Raw genomic sequence first — 17609 nt, 5'->3', positions numbered from 1 at the left:
CACCGTCCGGCCCCCATGGCGCCAGCTCGCCTGCGCTGGGTGACGGGTCCAAACACGCACAAGCCATGACCGCTCCTGCCGTGGCTGCTGAACCCGGTGCAGCAGCAGCGGCGGCAGAGCGTCCCGATCGCATGGAGGAGGCCTGCGGCGTGTTCGCCGTCTATGCCACCGGCCAGCCGGTGGCGAACCTCACCTACTTCGGCCTCTACGCGCTGCAGCACCGGGGGCAGGAGTCGGCTGGGATCGCCGTGTTCAACGGCGCCAAGATCCGGCTCCACAAAGACATGGGCCTGGTCAGCCAGGTGTTCGATCAGGACGTGCTGGAGCGCATGCCAGGCGACCTGGCGATCGGTCACAACCGCTATTCCACCACCGGCAGCAGCCGGGTCTGCAACGCCCAGCCGGTGGTGCTGATGACCCGCCTCGGGCCCTTCGGCCTGGCGCACAACGGCAATCTGGTCAACGCCAACGAGTTGCGCGAGGCCCTCGACCATCTCGCCGGTGAATTCACCTCCACCACCGATTCGGAGCTGATCGCCTTCGCGCTTCAGGAGGCCGTGGATGGAGGTCTGGGCTGGAGCGCCGCGATCCGTCAGGCCGCCGGCCGCTGCCGCGGCGCCTTCAGCCTGGCGATCGGCACCCCGGACGGTCTGTTCGCCCTGCGCGATGGCTATGGGGTGCGCCCGCTGGTGTTCGGCCACATGGGCGACAAGCACCAGGGGCAATGGGTGCTCAGCAGCGAAACCTGCGGCCTCGACATCATCGGCGCCTCCTACGACGGCGATGTGGGCCCCGGCGAACTGATTCACTTCCGGGCGGGCGAGCCGGTGCCTGAGCGGGTGCGCTGGATCGAGGAGCCGGCGAAGCTGTGCGTCTTCGAGATGATCTACTTCGCCCGGCCCGACAGCCGCTTCTTCGGCGAATCCCTCTATAGCTACCGCCATCGCATCGGTGAGATGCTGGCGCGCGAATCCGCCGTGGAGGCGGACATTGTGATCGGCGTGCCCGATTCCGGTATCCCTGCTGCCATCGGCTTCTCCAAGGGCAGTGGCATCCCCTTCGCCGATGGGCTGATCAAGAACCGCTATGTGGGCCGCACCTTCATCCAGCCCACCCAGGCGATGCGGGAGGCGGGCATCCGCGTCAAGCTCAATCCCCTGCCGGATGTGCTCTCCGGCAAGCGGGTGATCGTGATCGACGACTCAATCGTGCGCGGCACCACCAGCCGCAAGCTGGTGATGGCGCTGCGGGATGCGGGCGCCACCGAAGTGCACATGCGCATCAGTTCGCCGCCGGTCACCCATCCCTGCTTCTACGGCATCGACACCGACAACCAGGAGCAGCTGATCGCTGCCCGGCTCACCCTTGAAGAGATCACAGCCCACCTCGGCGTCGATTCGCTCGCCTATCTCAGCCAGGAGGGAATGCTGGAGGCCGCCCACGACCATTCCTCCCATTTCTGCACCGCCTGCTTCGATGGCAACTACCCGATTCCCATGGACGACGCCGTCCGCTCCAGCAAGCTGATGCTGGAGCCCTCAGGCCTGGCGGCCACCAAGCCCTGAGCCTTGCTGCCGGGGCCCTGAGGATCAGCAGGTCAGCTCAGCCCTCGGAAATCAGTTGATCAGTGGCACCAGGGCCTGCACGCTGTCGCCGGCCGCCAATGGCTGCGGCAGTTCGCCGGGTTCGTCGGGGTTCTGGGCCGAAAGGGTGGCTGGATCGAGGCGGAAGCTGCGGGTCGGGCTCAGCACCACCCCCAGGGTGGACGTTCCGCACACCTGCAGGTCCACCAGGGCGTCGCTGCGATCGAGGAAGCGCAGGCCGATCTGGCCCAGCTCGCCCCGCTGGCACCGCCGCAGACTCTCCAGCCGCAGGCGCTTGATCCGTCCCAGGCGGCTGGCCAGCACCACGTCCTGATCCGAGCGGGGGGCGCAGGCACCGGCAATCGTCTCGCCGGGCAGCAGCCGCAGCAGCAGGGGGCCCTGGGCCGCCCGCCCCATCAGCGGCACGTCGGCGTCCGTCAGCTGCAGGCGCAGCAGGCGCCCGGAGCTGCTGCCCACCACCAGGTCCTGGTCGTCGCTGCAGGGCACCACACGGCGCAGCACCACGCCGTCCTTCAGCTTGAGCACGGTGGCGGCACGGCCGGACAGCTCGAGAAACGCGTCGATCGGCAGCCGCTTGAAACGGCCGTCGCTGCTCAGCAGGCCCAGGCTGCCCTCGGGTTGTGCCGGGAGTGGCAACACCTGAATGATCGGGTCATCGAGCAGGCTCTCGGGCAGGAACTTCTCCAGGCCGCCCTGCTGCTGTCCGGCATACTCCCAGCGCAGCAGGGCCACCCGCCCACCGGCGCTGAAGGCCAGCACGGCCGGTTTATCGCTCACCGCCAGGATCAGCCGCGCCGGGGACGGGTGCTCACCCAGCGGGGCGCCCTCCTCCAGATGCAGGCGGCCGAGCAGCTGGGGGCCCACGATCCGCACCTGGCCATCGGCCTGGATCAGCAGGCGACCATCGCCGGGCAGGGCGTCGAGGGCCTGCTGCCGCTGCAGCTCGGTGGTGGGTCGGGTGGCAGCGGCACGCTGTGCCACCAGGGCATCGCCGCCGGCCACCAGACGCGTGCGCCGGGGTGTGGCATAGCGCTTCTTCAGGCTTTTCAGCTCCGCCACCATGGCGTCGAGCAGGGCCTGGCGGTCGTCGAGCAGGTGCCGCAGCCGCTCCCGTTCCTGTGCCAGCTCAGCGGCCTCCTGCCGCAGGCCGTCCTGCTCCAGGCTGGTGAGGCGCCGCAGCGGCATGGCCAGCACCGCCTCGGCCTGCCGTTCGCTCAGATCGAAGTGGACCTGCAGGCTCGCCTTGGCCGTGGCGGCATCCTTGGCCGCCTGGATCCGGGCAATCACCTCCTGCAGGGCATCGAGCGCCCGGATCAGACCCTCCACCACCTCCAGCCGGTCTTCGGTGCGGCGCAGGGCGTGGTTGGTGCGCCGGATCAGGGTGTGTTCCCGGTACTCCAGGAAATGGTTAAGGATCTGCCGCAGGCTCAGCTGCAGCGGCTGGCCGTGGACGAGCGCCAGCATGATCGCCCCGAAATTGCTCTGCAGGGCCGTGCGGCGTTGCAGTTCGGCCAGCACCTTGGCGGGCTCCCCGTCGCGGCGCACCTCCACCACCACCCGCATGCCATCGCGGTCGCTCTCGTCGCGGATGTCGGCGATGCCACCGATCTTGCCGTCGTTGACCTGCTCCGCCAGCTTCTCGATCCAGCCCGCCTTGCTCAGCTGGTAGGGGAGTTCGGTGATCACCACGGCGCCGCGGCGGTGGCGCCCCTTGCCGGGCTGCACCTCCTCGATGTGGGCCACCCCCCGCATCGGGATGCTGCCGCGGCCGTTCAGGTAGGTGTCGCGCACGCCGCTGCCGGTGAGCACTTCGCCGCCGGTCGGAAAGTCGGGGCCGGGGACCAGTTCGAGCAGTTTGTCGTCGCTGAGATCGGGCTTGCGGATCAGCGCGATCAGGGCGTCCACCACTTCGCCCAGGTTGTGGGGCGGAATGCTGGTGGCCATGCCCACGGCGATGCCGGAGCAGCCGTTCAGCAGCAGGAAGGGCAGCTGCGCGGGCAGCACGGTCGGTTCCTGCTGGGAGGAATCGAAGTTGGGGGCGAAATCAACCGTGTCGTTGCCGATTTCATCGAGCAACCCCTGATTGGCGATCGGTGCCAGGCGCGTTTCCGTGTAGCGCATCGCCGCTGGCGGGTCGTCGTCGACCGAGCCGAAGTTGCCGTGGCCATCGAGCAGCGGATGGCGGCTGGCGAAGGTCTGCACGAGGCGTACCAGCGCGTCGTAGACGGCCTGGTCGCCATGCGGGTGGTACTTGCCGAGCACATCACCCACCACCCGGGCGCATTTTCGGTAGGGCCGGTCCGGGGTGAGACCCAGCTCGTGCATGGCGAACAGGATGCGCCGCTGCACGGGCTTGAGGCCATCGCGCACATCCGGCAGGGCCCGGCCCACGATCACGCTCATCGCGTATTCGAGGTACGACCGCTGCATCTCCTGATGCAGGGAGATCGGTTGGACGCGCTCCTCTGCCATCCGGTTCGGGGGTCTGGGGGCGGAAGGGGCTCAGCCTACAGATGCTGCCTGGCGGGCCCAGCTGCTGGTGGCTGCTCAGGTGGAGGGTTCTTCTTCCGTCTCCATGGTCCCTGAGGCATTGGCATTGGCCCTGTCCACAGCGGCCTTCAGGTCGGGATGGCTGAGCAGGGTCTTGGTGCTGGCACGCAGGCGGGGCCCCCAGAGTTGTTCTTTCTGATAGGCGTCAAGCACGTAGTTGGGTTCGATCGCCAGGGCCTCGCTGGCGAGCCTCCGCGCTTCGCTCTGTCCGTCCGGGGCGGCGGAGAGGCCGGCTGCCAGCGCCAGCATCGGTTCCGCCGCCTTGGCGTTGATCTGCAGGGCCTGGCGCCAGCGTTCGATCGCCTCGCCGCGGCGGCCCAGCTCATAGAGCACCAGCCCCTGGTTGTTGATCGCCTCCCAGAAGCCCTTGCGCAGCCCGGAGGCACGCTCAAAGGCCAGCAGGGCCCCCTGGGGGTTGTTGAGCAGCAGCTGGGCGTTGCCGAGATCGAAGTGGGCGCCAGCGTTGCGCCCATCCAGCCGCAGGCCCTGCTCCAGCAGCCCCACCGCCTGCTGCGGCTGACCATCGCGCAGGGCCAGGGAGCCTTCGGCGAACCAGATGCCGGGGTTGCGTGGATCGAGCTGCTTGGCCCGCGCCAACGAAGCCGATGCCTGCTTGCTCTGGTTGCTGCGCAGCTGGGCTTCCGCCAGCAGCACCCAACCGCGCGGGTCGCCAGGCAGCAGCTGCACGGTGAGGGCCGCCAGACGGGCCGCATCCTCCGCTTGGCCCAGGCGCAGCAGGCGGCTGGCCGCCTGGGCGATGCCCAGCCCTGCCGCTTCCAGCTCCGCGGTCTGCGGCACATAGGCGTAAGGGACCAGCGCGAAGGCCGGCGGCACCGACCCTGCCAGAACGGAAAACGTGAACGGTGCTGCCGTAAGACTCGCCAACCAGCGCGGGGCCATGCCGGGCGTTCCATTCCAGAACTCACTCTAGAGCGGCGGTTCTTGACTTCTGCAGGCGAATGGCCTCTCTTTTTCAGGCGGGCACTGTCAGCTGGCAGGGCCGGGCGTGCCCAGCCTCAGCATCGCCCGCAGGTTGCGCCGCCACATCCACGGCTTGATGCGGCGCAGGGCCGAGGCCCGCAGCCGCTCATCCCAGTCGTCGTCACTCCACTGCAGCGCCTCCTCCGGCTGCAGGTCGAGCATCCAGGCGCGCGGCTGCAGGTCGGGATCGCTGGACACGGGCAGGTTCTGGTCGTTCCAGGGGCAGACGTCCTGGCAGATGTCGCAGCCGGCCACCCAGGGAGCCATGGCGGCGCTGATCGCCGGCGGCAGCTGCGGCTCGCGGCTTTCGATCGTGTGGAAGGCGATGCAGCGCCGCGCGTCCACCACGAACGGCTCGGTGATGGCGCCGGTGGGGCAGGCGTCGATGCAACGGCTGCAGCGCCCGCATAGTGGCTCGGCCGGAGCATCCGCAGGCAGCTCCAGCGTGGTGAGCAGATGGCCGATCAGGAACCAGGAGCCCCGGCGGGGGTGGATCAGGTTGGCGTGTTTGCCGATCCAACCCAGGCCGGCCTGCTCGGCCCAGGCCTTGTCCAGCAGGGGAGCGCTGTCGACACAGGCCCGCCAGCGCACCTCCGGAGCCTGTTGCTCCAGCCAGCGGCCCAGCTGGCGCAGGCGGCTGTCGATCACCCGGTGGTAGTCGCGACCCCAGCCGTAGCGGGCGATCGCCGGCCGGCCGGGGGTGCGGATCGCGGCCACGTTGTAGTTGAGCCCCACCGCCAGCAGGCTGCGAACCCCAGGCAGCAGCCGCTGGATTTCCGCCCGGCGCGGATCGGCCATCCAGTCCATCGAGGCGTGGTGGCCTGCGGCCAGCCAGCGCTGCAGGGCCGCCGTGCGCAGCTGCATCCTTTCATCCGGCTCGGCGACGCCCAGCCCCACGGGGGCGAATCCCAGCAGCAGGGCCTGCTGTTTGAGGGCTGCCGCCAGGGCTGCGGGAGACAGGCGTTCCTGGTCGGGCTTAGATCCCACCCGTACAGTTGCGCATCACCGTCATTCTGCTGTGATCTCCGCCTCTTCCGGACGTTTCGGCGTGCTGCTGCGCTGGCTCGGTCTCACCCTGGTGGTGCTGCTGGCCCTGCAGCTCACCTCCGTGATCCTGATCGGCAGCTGGGAGGATCCCACCTTCCAGCAGCTGCTGGTGGAACGGCTGATCAGCCAGGCACCGATGGCGCTGGTGGGTCTGCTGCTGATCCTGCTGGGCTGCCGCCTTGATGTGTCCCACGAGGGCCGCACCCCCCTGCGCTGGGTGGTCACCGTCGTGGCAGCGGTGCTGGCGATCGGCCTGGCTGTGGCAGTGCCGGTCACGGTGAGCGCCGATGGCTCGATCACCGCCCAGACTGAGCAGAGCCTGGCCACCAAGCGTGGCCAGCTGGAGATGGCCAAGCAGCAGAGCACCAATCCCCAGGTGATTGAGCAACTGGTGCGTCAGGCCGAGCAGGCGGGCCAGGTGCCGCCCCAGGCCACGCGTGAGCAGAAGCAGCAGGCGGCGCGCGGCTTCATCGACCGCCAGTTGCAGCAGATGCAGGACCAGCTGAAGCAGGAGGAACGCTCCAGTGTGCTGGCCCTCAACCAGCGCCGTTTCAACGGCACCGCTTCAGCGGTGGTGCTGGCCGTGGCGTTCACGTTGGTGGCACTCGCCGCGGTGCTCTGAGCCTCGGAAGTTCTGTGGCGAGATGGGCCGCCGCTTAACGGCGTCCCTGGTGGCTGGCTAGGTTGAAGTCTGATTTTTGATGTCCGGTCGTTCCGGCCCGCTCTTGGTGCAATCGAATCCCCGCACTGATGAACCCCTGGGGAACCGTCTTCGCCAGGACCTCAAGAACGACCTGATCGCCGGTCTGCTGGTGGTGATTCCACTCGCCACCACGATCTGGCTGGCCACCACGGTGAGCCGCTTCGTGCTCGCCTTTCTCACCACGATCCCGAAGCAATTCAATCCCTTCAATACGCTGAGTCCGCTCCTGCAGGAGTTGATCAATCTCGGCGTGGGTCTGTTGGTGCCGTTGCTCGGCATCCTGCTGATCGGCCTGATGGCCCGCAACATCGTGGGCCGCTGGTTGCTCGATTTCGGCGAAGGCACCCTGCAGCGCATCCCCTTGGCGGGTTCGGTCTACAAAACGCTCAAGCAGCTGCTGGAAACCGTGTTCCGCAGCAACTCCACCCGCTTTCGCCGGGTGGTGCTGGTCGAGTACCCCAGCAAGGGCCTTTTCGCCGTCGGTTTCGTCACCGGTGTACTCGGAGCCGCCATGCAGAGCACGTCCGATCAGCCGATGCTGAGCGTGTTCATCCCCACGGCGCCCAACCCCACCACCGGTTGGTATGCCGTGGTGCCCGAGCAATCCGTCCGCGACCTCGACCTCTCGGTGGAAGATGCCTTCCGCACGATCATTTCGGCGGGGATCGTCAGCCCCGATGATGAGCGCGGTGGTCAGGGCAACCGCAGCTTCTCCAGCCTGCTGGCCCAACTGCGGGCCCCTGTGTTCACCGCCCCCTCCTCCACCAAGGCCTGAGGGGGTTCACCCCTTCTGACGATCCGATGCAGAGTCGCTCCGTTTCCAGAGAACTGGCTTTGTTGATGCTGGGCCAGGTGAGCGATCGCGTTCCCGCCGCCGACCTTTCGCTTGAAGGCCTGTTGCACCAGGCCCTCGCCAGCCTCAGCCAGTGCGTGCGGGAAGCCCTCGACAATGCCGCGCTCGACCTGGAGCAGGCGCAGCAGCAACTGCTCGACAGCGAACTGGTCGATGCCGCCGATCAGGTGGTGCGCGTGCGCGGTCACCTGCAGCGCGGTCTGGCTCACGCCGAGCAGGCGATCAACCGCCTGTCAGCGGGCCTTGAACTGCCGCGCCTGCTGATGCTGGCCGACCAGGAAGATGTGCGCCGCGGCGCGGTGGAGCGGGCGCGGGCTGTGCTCGATCACCGCGAAGACCTCGATCGCCGCCTCGATGAGGTGATGGAGGGCTGGCGGCTGAAGCGCCTGCCGCGCATCGACCGCGACATCCTGCGACTGGCCGCCGTCGACCTCGACACCTTCGGCACGCCGGCGGCCGTGGCCTGCAACGAGGCCGTCGATCTGGCCAACCGCTACAGCGACGAGCAGGGACGGCGGATGATCAACGGCGTTCTGCGGCGGTTCACCACCGCGGCCCCCTGAGGCAGGCATGGTTTTCGACTGGTTCCGGCGCCAATCCGCCCCCCAGCCCGTGGCGGCTCCTGCCCCGTCTACGGCTGAAGCTGAATCCGCTGCACCGACGACGGCCGCTCCCGCTCAGGACGAACGACCCGCCGGTGATCCCTCCACCTCAGATTCCTCCACCCCTGAGCCTTCTGAGGGCGGGTCATCCGCCAGCCAGGAGAGCGCCGGCTCAGCATCTGAAGTTGCTGAGGCTGGCTCCGCTTCTGCTGCTCCAGCCCCTGCCCCTTCTGCCCCGGCCCAAACCGGCGCCCCTGCAGCACCCGCCGTCGATCAGGACGCTCTTGCCTGGGCGCGCGAGGCCTATGCCCGGCTGAAGGCCCAGCAGGATGCGGCCAGGCAAAAGGAGCCCCCCGCCGAGTTGCAGGCGGTTGCGGCCGAGCAAGGGTCTGGGGCTCTACCCTCCGCTGCCCCGCCTGCGCAGGAGGAACCCGCGCCCGCTCCTGAAGCGGTGCCCCCTCAGCCTCAACCTGAGGCCAGGCTCCAGGCCCCGGCCCCGCCCGCAGCCCCTGCCGCTCCACAGCCGGCGCCCGCACTGTCGCTGCTTGAGCAGGCTGCGGCCCAGCGCCGCGAGCGCCAGCAGGAGTTGCTGGAACGGCCGGAGCCGGAGAGTGCCACCGCCGCCTCCACCGGCGCCACGGTTGCCAGCGCCGCTGCTGCCCCGGCTGCCGACACCGCCGCTCCCCAGCTGGGAGCGTTCGATGAAGCCTTCACCTGGTCGGTGGAGGTGCTGGCGGCCCAGGGCGTGCGCGCCGATCAGGTGTCGCTCGAGGAGATCGACTGGCTGGGCCGGCTGCGGCGCGGTCTGGAGAAGACCCGCCAGGGCTTTGTCAGCCAGATGCTGGAAACCCTCGGGGATGATCCGCTCACCCCGGAGGTGCTTGAGCAGCTCGAAACCCTGCTGCTGCGTGCCGATGTGGGGGTGAAGGCCACCGATCAGGTGCTCGAGGCCCTGCGGCAGCGTCTCAACCAGGAGGTGATGGATCCGGGCGAGGGGCTGCGCTTTCTCAAGGAACAGCTGCGGGGGGTGCTGGAGGCACCGATCCAGGCCAGCGGCACGGCGTTGCTGGCCCCGCAGCGCGATCGCCTGAACGTGTGGTTGCTGGTGGGAGTCAACGGCGTCGGCAAGACCACCACCCTCGGCAAGCTGGCCAACCTGGCGGTGCGCAGTGGCTACAGCTGCCTGATCGCCGCGGCCGACACCTTCCGGGCCGCTGCCGTGCAGCAGGTCACGGTGTGGGGGGAACGCAGCGGGGTTCCAGTGATCGCCAACCCGAGCGCCAACGCCGATCCGGCAGCCGTGGTGTTCGATGCCATCGGTGCCGCCAGTGCCAAGGGCACCGAACTGGTGCTGGTCGACACCGCCGGTCGCCTGCAGACCAAGCACAACCTCATGGAGGAACTCAGCAAGGTGCGCCGCATCGTCGATCGCCTGGCGCCCCAGGCCAGCGTGGAATCGCTGCTGGTGCTCGATGCCAGCCAGGGCCAGAACGGCCTGCGGCAGGCCATGGCCTTCGCCAGTGCCGCCGGCCTCACCGGCGTGGTGCTCACCAAGCTCGACGGCAGTTCCCGCGGGGGCGTGGCCCTGGCGGTGGCCTCCGAGGCCGGCTTGCCGATCCGCTTCGTGGGTGCGGGCGAGGGCATCCGCGACCTCAGGCCGTTCAACAGCTTCGAGTTCGTCGAGGCGCTGCTGGCTGTCTGAGCCGGAGGTGGCGGTGACTGCCCCTCCGCTCGGGGGCGGCTTCTCTGCGCTTCAACCGGTGATGCCAGCCACCCGGTTAGACGCATCACGAGCGCTCAGCGATTAACGCGCACCACTGCTACTCTTCGTTCCCCCGGCCGCTCCCGTGAGCAGTACGCCGCCCTCCCGTGTGCCTCCGCCCCCTCCGCGGGCCCATGGCACCCTGTCGGCATCCGCTTCGCTGAGGCAGCTGCTCGACAGCCTCAGCCGGGAGCAGCGGCGCAACCAGGAGCTGCTGGCGTCGCTGGCTTTTGCCCTGCGCAGTTTCACCAATTTCAACCGCTTTCTGGAGCTGGTGCCCCTGGTCTGCTCCCGGCTGGTGGAGGCGGAGGGCAGCCTGTTGGTGGTGTTTCACGCCGATGGCCGCCTCTGGCGCGAGCAACTGCATGCCTCGCCACCGGAGCGCTGCCGGCATCTGGTGAGCCATCTGGCCGGGCTCAGCGATCAGGATCTGGCCGCCGGCGCCGGCGATGACGCGGTGGTGGCCCAGCTGGATCTGGAGATGCGCCGCCTGCTGGGCCAGGTGCCGATGTTCGGCACTTCGGTGGTGGCCCGCAACCATCAGCGCGGCCGGCTTTATGTGTTCGGCTCCAGTCAGGGCGATGGGCCCAGCTGGAGCGATGTGCACCGGCGCCATGTGCAGCTGGTGGCCGATCTCACCGGCGTCGCGATTGAAAACGAGGTGCTGCAGGAGGACATGCGCCTGCATGAGCGCCTTGATCGCCAGCTCAGCACCGGCGCCGAGATCCAGTCCCAGCTGCTGCCCGATCAGTGCCCCGTGATCGAAGGGGTGGACCTGGCAGCCCGCTGCCGGCCGGCCTTCCGCGTCGGCGGCGACTACTACGACTTCATCCCCACCCGCCCCGAGCTGGTGGGACGGCGCCGTGAAACCGAGCGCTGGGCGCTGGTGATGGGCGATGTGATGGGCAAGGGGATCCCGGCCGGCCTGCTGATGACCCTGCTGAGGGGCATGCTGCGGTCGGAGGTGCTGAGCGGCCACGCGCCGGACCGGATCCTGCGGGATCTCAACCAGCTGGCGCAGGAAGACCTGGCCCATTCGCACCGGTTCGTGACGCTCTTCTATTCCGACTACGACCCGCGCACCCACGTGCTGCGCTACGCCAATGCGGCGCACAACCCGCCGCTGATCTGGCGCCGCCAGGGCCACACGCTCGAACGCCTCGATGCCCCTGGCCTGCTGATCGGCCTGCAGCCCGAGGCCGAATACGGCTGCGAGCGCCTGGTGCTGGAGCCGGGCGACGTGCTCCTGTATTACACCGATGGCGTTACCGAGGCGGCGGGAGTCGGCAATGAACGTTTCGATGAAACCCGGCTGATGCGGGCCTTCGATCGCTCCTGCCGCTCCGGGTTGGGAGCGCAGGGGATTCTCGATCAGCTGTTCACCCGTCTGGATCGTTTTGTGGGCTCCGATCGTCAGCTCCAGGACGACGCCTCGATGGTGGTGCTGAAGGTGCGCGATGAGGTGATGCTGCCGGCACTGCCGGGCTGAAGCCCCTGGCCGCCGGGTGCAAAGCTTTGCCTGACGACAAGCCTCGGCGGACATGGCCACAGAGTCTTCCCCTTCAGCGCGCGGTCGGGGGGTGTCCGGCGGTGCCGACGGCAGCTGGAGCGACCGTTTCGAGGAGGGCCTGCACCCGTCGATCGAGCGCTTCAATGCCTCGATCGGCTTTGATATCGCGCTGCTGCCGCAGGATCTGGACGGTTCGGTGGCCCATGCCCGCATGCTCGGTCGCTGCGGCGTGATCACCACGGCGGAGGCGGAGCGGCTGATCGAGGGGTTGGAACTGGTGCGGGCGGAAGCGGCCGCGGGCGGCTTCAATCCCGGCCTGGAGGCGGAGGATGTCCACTTCGCCGTCGAGCGCCGGCTGATCGCCCTGATCGGTCCGCTCGGCAAGAAGCTGCACACCGGCCGCAGCCGCAACGATCAAGTGGGCACCGATCTGCGGCTCTGGTTGCGGCAGAAGATCGACGGGCTCGATCTGGCTCTGCTGCGGTTCCAGCATGCGCTGCTGGCCCAGGCGGAGCAGCACGTTGACACGCTCATCCCCGGCTACACCCACCTGCAGCGGGCCCAGCCGCTCTCCCTCGCTCACCATCTGCTCGCCTACGTGGAGATGGCGGCGCGTGACCGGCAACGCCTGGGAGATGTGCGGCGTCGAGTGAACATCTGCCCGCTGGGGGCGGCGGCCCTGGCGGGCACCCCCGTGCCGATCGATCGCCGCCAGACGGCCGCAGAGCTGGGCTTTGAGGCGATCTATGCCAACAGCCTCGATGCCGTCAGCGACCGCGACTTCGCCGTGGAATTCAGTGCGGCGGCCAGCCTGATCCTGGCCCACCTCAGCCGCCTGGCGGAGGAGGTGATTCTCTGGGCCAGCGAGGAATTCGGCTTCGTGGCCCTCACCGACCGCTGTGCCACCGGCAGCAGCCTCATGCCTCAGAAGAAGAATCCGGATGTACCGGAACTGGTGCGGGGCAAGGCGGGCCGCGTGTTCGGCCATCTTCAGGCCCTGCTCACGATGATCAAAGGATTGCCCCTGGCCTACAACAAAGACTTTCAGGAAGACAAGGAAGCGCTCTTCGATGTGGTGCGCACCACCGAAGACTGCCTCGAGGCGATGGCGATCCTGCTGGAGGAAGGCATCCGGTTTCGCCCGGAGCGCCTGGAGCAGGCAGTGGCCGCTGATTTTTCCAACGCCACCGATGTGGCCGACTATCTGGTGGCTCGCGATGTTCCCTTCCGCGAGGCTTACCAGCTGGTGGGCGGGTTGGTGAAGCGCTGCCTTGCGGAAGGCCTGCTGCTGCGAGAGCTGCCGCTGGAGCGCTGGCAGGCGTTGCATCCCGCCTTTGAGGCGGATGTGTATGCCGCGATCGAGCCGCGGCAGGTGGTGCGCGCACGTCGCAGCGAAGGGGGCACGGGCTTCGATCGGGTGCGTGAACAACTCGCCCTGATGCGCCAGCGGCTCGATCCGATTCCAGCGGAAAACCCTTGAAGCAGAGAATGGCGGTCCTAGGGTTGGGCTGTCACCTCCGATGGGTTCTTTCCGAGGCCGTCGAGGTTGATGCCATCAAGGCCCCTGTTCTCGGTCCAATCGGTTTCTACGGTCAGTGAGCATTTTCGTCGGCAACCTCCCCTTCCGCGCTGAGCAGGAAGATGTGGCTGAATTGTTTGCGCCTTTCGGCGAAGTCGTGAGCTGTTCTCTCCCCCTCGAGCGGGACACAGGACGTAAACGCGGCTTTGCCTTTGTGGAGATGGCTGATGAGGCCACGGAAAGCAAGGCCATCGACGGCCTGCAGAACGTGGAGCTCATGGGCCGCCCGTTGCGCATCAACAAGGCCGAGCCCCGCGGCAGCGGCGGGCCGCGTCGCAGCGGCGGCTATGCCGGTGGCGGTGGTGGTGGTGGATATGGCGGTGGCGGCTATGGAGGGGGGGGCTACGGCGATCGGGGCGGCTCTGACCGGGGTTCCTCCGACCGCGGCAGCTCCGACCGTGGCGCTTCAGAGCGTGGCAGCCGTGGCTGGGAAGATCGCAGCCGCTTTCAATAAGCGCCCGTGCCCTGCCTGAACCCCAGCGCGCGATAGCGCAGCGCCTGGAGCCTCAGCCCCTGGAACTGCAACGCCTCACTCCGGACCGTCGGGGAGACAGGAGCCCTCAGAGCCCCTGATCCTCCAGTTCACGGCAGGCCTGCTCCAGCACCTCGGCCCCGGCAGTGGCCTGGCCGGCGGCTTCCCCCAGCCGCCGGCGCCAGTGCCTGGCTCCTGGAACGCCCTCCACCAGGTGCACCAGGTGCCGGGCGATCGGCCACAGGCGGCCACCGCCGGTGCACCACCGCTCTGCGTAGGGAACCAGACCGCGCACCACGCTTGAGGACGTGGCGATCGGCGCTGTGCCGTCGGCAAACAGGTCCGCGTCGACCCTGGTCCAGCGCAGCGGATGCTCATAGGCCGCCCGCCCCACCATCACGCCGTCGAGGTGCTGGAGGTGGGGCCGGCATGCCTCCAGATCCTGCAGCCCTCCATTGAGCTCGATCGTCAGGTCGGGCCGTTCCTGCTTGAGCTGGTGCACCCGGTCGTAGCGCAGGGGCGGCACGGTGCGGTTCTGCTTGGGGTCGAGCCCCGTCAGCCAGGCCTTGCGGGCATGCACGGAAAACCGGGCGGCGCCGGCCCCGGCCAGCTGCTCCACAAAGGCCAGCAGCTCCGCGTAGCTGTCGCGCTCATCGATGCCGATCCGGTGCTTCACCGTGACGGGCAAGGGGCTGGCCGCGGCCATCGCCTCCACACAACGGGCCACCTGCTCAGGGTCCGCCATCAGACAGGCCCCGAAGCGGCCTTTCTGCACCTTCTCGCTGGGGCAGCCCACATTCAGATTGATCTCGTCGTAGCCCCAGGCGGCGGCCAGGCCGGCGGCCTCCGCCAGCAGCGTGGGGTCATCCCCGCCCACCTGCAGGGCCAGCGGCTTTTCGCTGGGGTCGAAATCCAGCAGCCGTTCCCGCCGGCCATGGTGGAGCGCCTGGGCGACCACCATCTCGGTGTAGAGCAGGCTGCAGCGGGTGATCTGCCGCATCAGCACCCGGAAGTGCCGGTCGGTGCAGTCCATCATCGGCGCCACACTGAACCGGTGCGCGGGCAGCTTCCGCCCCACCTGCAACTCACCCTCTGCCATCTCCCCATGCTGCCTTCTGAGTGCCCCCTGGTGGTGGCCGGTGGTGGCCCGGCCGGCTACATGGCCGCGATCACGGCCGCGGAGGCCGGACTGGTGGGGGTGCTGCTGCTGGAGGCCACCGATCAACCCCTCGGCAAGGTGCTGATCAGCGGCGGCGGCCGCTGCAATGTCACCCATGCCTGCTGGGATCCGCGCGCCCTGGTGGGTCACTACCCCCGCGGGGCGCGGGCGCTGCTGGGGCCCTTCAGCCGCTTCGCCACCGGTGACACGCTGCGCTGGTTCTCAGACCATGGCCTTGAGCTGGTGGAGGAGCCCGATGGGCGGCTGTTTCCCCGCAGCAACCGCTCCAGCTCCGTGGTCAGAACCCTGGAAACGGCGGCGGCGGCGGCCGGTGTCACGGTCTGGCGTGGCGCCGCGCTGCGGGGGGCTGAGGCCTCAGCGGCGGGCGGCTTCGCCCTGCAGGTGCGCCACCGCGAGCAGCCCTTGCGGTGCCAGAGGTTGCTGCTGGCCACCGGCGGCCACCCCAGCGGACGCCAGCTGGCCGCCGGGCTTGGCCATCAATTGGTGCCCCCGGTGCCCTCGCTGTTCACCCTCGCGCTGGAGGCCAATCCCCTGGCGGCGCTCAGTGGCGTGGTGATGGATCCGGTGGAACTGGAGCTGGACGTGCCGGGAGGGGAACGCTTTCGCCAGGGCGGCATCGTGCTGCTCACGCACTGGGGGCTCAGCGGCCCTGCCACCCTGCGCCTCACCGCCTTTGCGGCCCGTGCCCTCAAGGACCATCGCTACCAGGCCAGCTTGACGGTGAACTGGTGCGGAGGCCGCTCCGCCGCGGATGTGGAGGCGCTGCTGGCGGCCTGCCGCCGGGACCAGCCCCGCCGGCAGCTGGCGGCCTGCAGACCCTGGCCGGAGTTGAGCCGGCGCCTGTGGCTGCATCTGCTTGAGCGGCATGGGGTGGACGGGCAGAAGCGCTGGGCGGATTTCGGCAAGGCCGACCAGCGCCGGCTGCTGGAGGGGCTGCGGGCCAGTCGGTATGCGGTCAGTGGCCGGGGCCCGTTCGGTGAAGAGTTCGTCACCGCAGGCGGAGTGGCCCTGGGCGAGGTGAACCTGGCCACGATGGAGAGCCGTAAGCAGCCAGGCCTGTTCCTTGCCGGCGAACTGCTGGATGTGGATGGGGTGACCGGCGGTTTCAACTTCCAGCACTGCTGGACATCCGGTTGGCTGGCGGGACAGGCGATCGCCCAGCAGGCGAAGCTTGCGACAGCTGCGAACTAGGCGTTGATCATCCAGCGTTCCTGGCTAGGGCCACTTCTTCTGAATGAGAAACATTGAGAGAGCCTGCAATCAGCTTGCCCACCCCTATGGCCAACGGCTGATCTTCCTCTTGTAATGATCTATCTGATCTTTTCAAAAATGGAGAACATTGGCAGATACATGGCCAGCAGAATCGAAGCCACGATGATGCCAACGAGCACGATCATGGCGGGCTCTAGTAGGGAGGTGAGCGCTTTTACCGCAGCTGAAACCTCATCTTCATAGAAGTCAGCTACTTTGGCGAGCATGGAATCCATCTCACCAGTTTCTTCTCCCACCACCAGCATGCTCAACGCCATTTCGGGGAAGACGCGCTTGCGGGAGAGGGCGGTACTCAGCAGGACGCCGTTCTGAAGCTCCCCGCGGCAATTGTCAATAGCGTCAGAGAGAATGCTGTTCCCCACGGTGTCGCGCACGATTTCAAGTGACTGGAGGATGGGAACTCCGGCACGGCTGAGGGAGCTGAAGGTGCGGCAAAATTGCGCCGTTGACGTTTTTTGGATGAGATCACCAAACAGGGGAATCTTCAGAATGGCTGCATCTACTTGCCGTCTACCTAGCGGAGTTGTGTAGTATTTGCTAAAAAGGATGACAGCAAGAATGATGATTCCCGTCAAGTAAATCGAGAAAGGCGAGCGCAGTAAAGCGCTGAGGTCCACCATGAATTGGGTGAATGGCGGTAAATCGGCACCCAGCTGATCGAAGATGCCCGCAAATGTTGGGATTAAGAAGATAGTCATCCCCAGAAAAACAGCTATAGCGATCACCAGCACCGCAACTGGGTATCCCAGGGCCCCCTTCACCTGGTTCTGGAGTCTGGAGGTCTGCTCAAGCAAGAGTGACAATCGCTTCAGTGATTCATCAAGCACACCCCCGACCTCACCCGCTTCGATCAAGGCAATGCTCAAACGATCGAACACCTTTGGCCATTTGCGCATGGAGCTGCCCAGGGTTTCACCCTGACTGACTTCGACACTGATGGCCTGTAGAGCGCGCTTGAAGATTGGATTCTTCTGCTGAGCAGCGAGCAGAGTCAGGCTGCGCACAATCGGAACGCCGGAATCCACCAAGGCCGCGAGCTTGCTAGCGAACAGGGCCTTGTCCTTGACTCCGGGTGACTGTTCAAACAGCGGCCCTAGGTTGATTTCCTTGTTCAGCAAGCTGCCGTCCTGCTGTTTCTCGCCTCCCTGGCTAGCCGCTCTTGCGAAATCCTGGACAAGCTTGGTTGCTGTGATCCCGCGACGCCTCAACTCACTGCGCGCTGCTGTCATATCGACTGCGGCCAGTTTTAGTTTCTTGGGCTTGCCATCTCTACCGCTATAGGTGGCGATGAACTGGACTGTTGGTGTTGATCGAGTCTTTGCCTTTGCGAGCGGAGATGGGCTGGAGCTGCCCACAGCCTGGAGGGTGGTCGGGAGGATGCCGCGCTTCCTCAGGTCACGCCGTGCGGTTGCCAGATCCACTGCGCTGACGCGAAGCTCCTTGGTGTTCCCTCGGCTGGTGGTGTAAGTGGCGAGAAACGAGGCCATTCGGGAA

The 17609-nt window shown here is 67.5% G+C and carries 13 protein-coding genes and 1 pseudogene; 9 read left to right on the top strand and 5 right to left on the bottom strand.

Features of this window, described 5'->3' with window-relative positions; translation table 11 throughout:
- The first annotated feature begins 65 nt into the window (after window positions 1–65).
- Window positions 66–1565 carry an amidophosphoribosyltransferase gene (purF, locus tag CJZ80_RS06135; RefSeq protein ID WP_094511198.1) on the top strand — a complete coding sequence of 500 codons (1500 nt, stop codon included), beginning with the start codon at window positions 66–68 and terminating at the stop codon, window positions 1563–1565.
- A 51-nt stretch (window positions 1566–1616) separates the two neighbouring features.
- Here the strand turns inward: purF and CJZ80_RS06130 are convergent, their stop codons facing one another.
- The 3 genes from CJZ80_RS06130 to queG all read right to left on the bottom strand — a co-directional run bounded on the left by CJZ80_RS06130 (window position 1617) and on the right by queG (window position 6122).
- Window positions 1617–4076 carry a DNA topoisomerase (ATP-hydrolyzing) subunit A gene (locus CJZ80_RS06130; RefSeq protein WP_094511197.1) on the bottom strand — a complete coding sequence of 820 codons (2460 nt, stop codon included), beginning with the start codon at window positions 4074–4076 and terminating at the stop codon, window positions 1617–1619.
- Window positions 4077–4151: 75 nt separating this feature from the next.
- Window positions 4152–5054, bottom strand: coding sequence for a tetratricopeptide repeat protein (locus tag CJZ80_RS06125; RefSeq protein WP_094511196.1), 903 nt, complete (start codon window positions 5052–5054; stop codon window positions 4152–4154).
- An 87-nt stretch (window positions 5055–5141) separates the two neighbouring features.
- Window positions 5142–6122 carry a tRNA epoxyqueuosine(34) reductase QueG gene (gene queG, locus CJZ80_RS06120; RefSeq protein WP_233132863.1) on the bottom strand — a complete coding sequence of 327 codons (981 nt, stop codon included), beginning with the start codon at window positions 6120–6122 and terminating at the stop codon, window positions 5142–5144.
- Window positions 6123–6153: 31 nt separating this feature from the next.
- On the opposite strand from queG, the gene CJZ80_RS06115 reads away from it, so the two are divergent.
- From CJZ80_RS06115 to CJZ80_RS06085, 7 genes and pseudogenes are all read left to right on the top strand, one after another.
- On the top strand, window positions 6154–6804 hold the full coding sequence (locus CJZ80_RS06115) for an HpsJ family protein (protein ID WP_094511195.1): 651 nt from the start codon (window positions 6154–6156) through the stop codon (window positions 6802–6804).
- Window positions 6805–6883: 79 nt separating this feature from the next.
- Entirely contained in the window at window positions 6884–7660 is a 777-nt protein-coding gene (locus tag CJZ80_RS06110) for a DUF502 domain-containing protein (RefSeq protein WP_233132862.1), read from the top strand.
- A 26-nt stretch (window positions 7661–7686) separates the two neighbouring features.
- Window positions 7687–8301 (top strand): transcription antitermination factor NusB, encoded by a 615-nt coding sequence (gene nusB / locus CJZ80_RS06105; RefSeq protein WP_094511194.1) that lies wholly within the window; start codon window positions 7687–7689, stop codon window positions 8299–8301.
- 7 nt (window positions 8302–8308) lie between these two features.
- Entirely contained in the window at window positions 8309–10042 is a 1734-nt protein-coding gene (gene ftsY, locus CJZ80_RS06100; protein ID WP_094511193.1) for a signal recognition particle-docking protein FtsY, read from the top strand.
- Between the two features lie 169 nt (window positions 10043–10211).
- Complete coding sequence (locus CJZ80_RS06095) at window positions 10212–11591, top strand: PP2C family protein-serine/threonine phosphatase (RefSeq protein WP_094511192.1); 1380 nt, start codon at window positions 10212–10214, stop codon at window positions 11589–11591.
- Window positions 11592–11643: 52 nt separating this feature from the next.
- A complete protein-coding gene (gene argH / locus CJZ80_RS06090) occupies window positions 11644–13092 on the top strand; it encodes an argininosuccinate lyase (RefSeq protein ID WP_094511191.1) in 1449 nt (482 codons plus the stop codon).
- A gap of 115 nt (window positions 13093–13207) precedes the next feature.
- Window positions 13208–13633: pseudogene (locus tag CJZ80_RS06085) on the top strand (RNA recognition motif domain-containing protein); the annotation flags it as partial.
- 118 nt (window positions 13634–13751) lie between these two features.
- Here CJZ80_RS06085 and dusA read toward each other — a convergent pair.
- On the bottom strand, window positions 13752–14699 hold the full coding sequence (dusA, locus tag CJZ80_RS06080; protein WP_233132884.1) for a tRNA dihydrouridine(20/20a) synthase DusA: 948 nt from the start codon (window positions 14697–14699) through the stop codon (window positions 13752–13754).
- 69 nt (window positions 14700–14768) lie between these two features.
- Between dusA and CJZ80_RS06075 the strand changes: the two genes are divergently transcribed.
- Window positions 14769–16034, top strand: coding sequence for an NAD(P)/FAD-dependent oxidoreductase (locus tag CJZ80_RS06075; RefSeq protein ID WP_094511515.1), 1266 nt, complete (start codon window positions 14769–14771; stop codon window positions 16032–16034).
- A 119-nt stretch (window positions 16035–16153) separates the two neighbouring features.
- On the opposite strand, the gene CJZ80_RS06070 is transcribed toward CJZ80_RS06075, so the two are convergent.
- On the bottom strand, window positions 16154–17602 hold the full coding sequence (locus tag CJZ80_RS06070) for a type II secretion system F family protein (RefSeq protein ID WP_094511188.1): 1449 nt from the start codon (window positions 17600–17602) through the stop codon (window positions 16154–16156).
- Between the last annotated feature and the right edge of the window lie 7 nt (window positions 17603–17609).

Source organism: Synechococcus sp. MW101C3 (genome assembly GCF_002252635.1).
In the GTDB taxonomy this organism is placed as follows: Bacteria; Cyanobacteriota; Cyanobacteriia; order PCC-6307; family Cyanobiaceae; genus MW101C3.
Note: the sequence above shows the minus strand (reverse complement) of the source record. Positions and strands in the feature narration are given on the sequence as shown.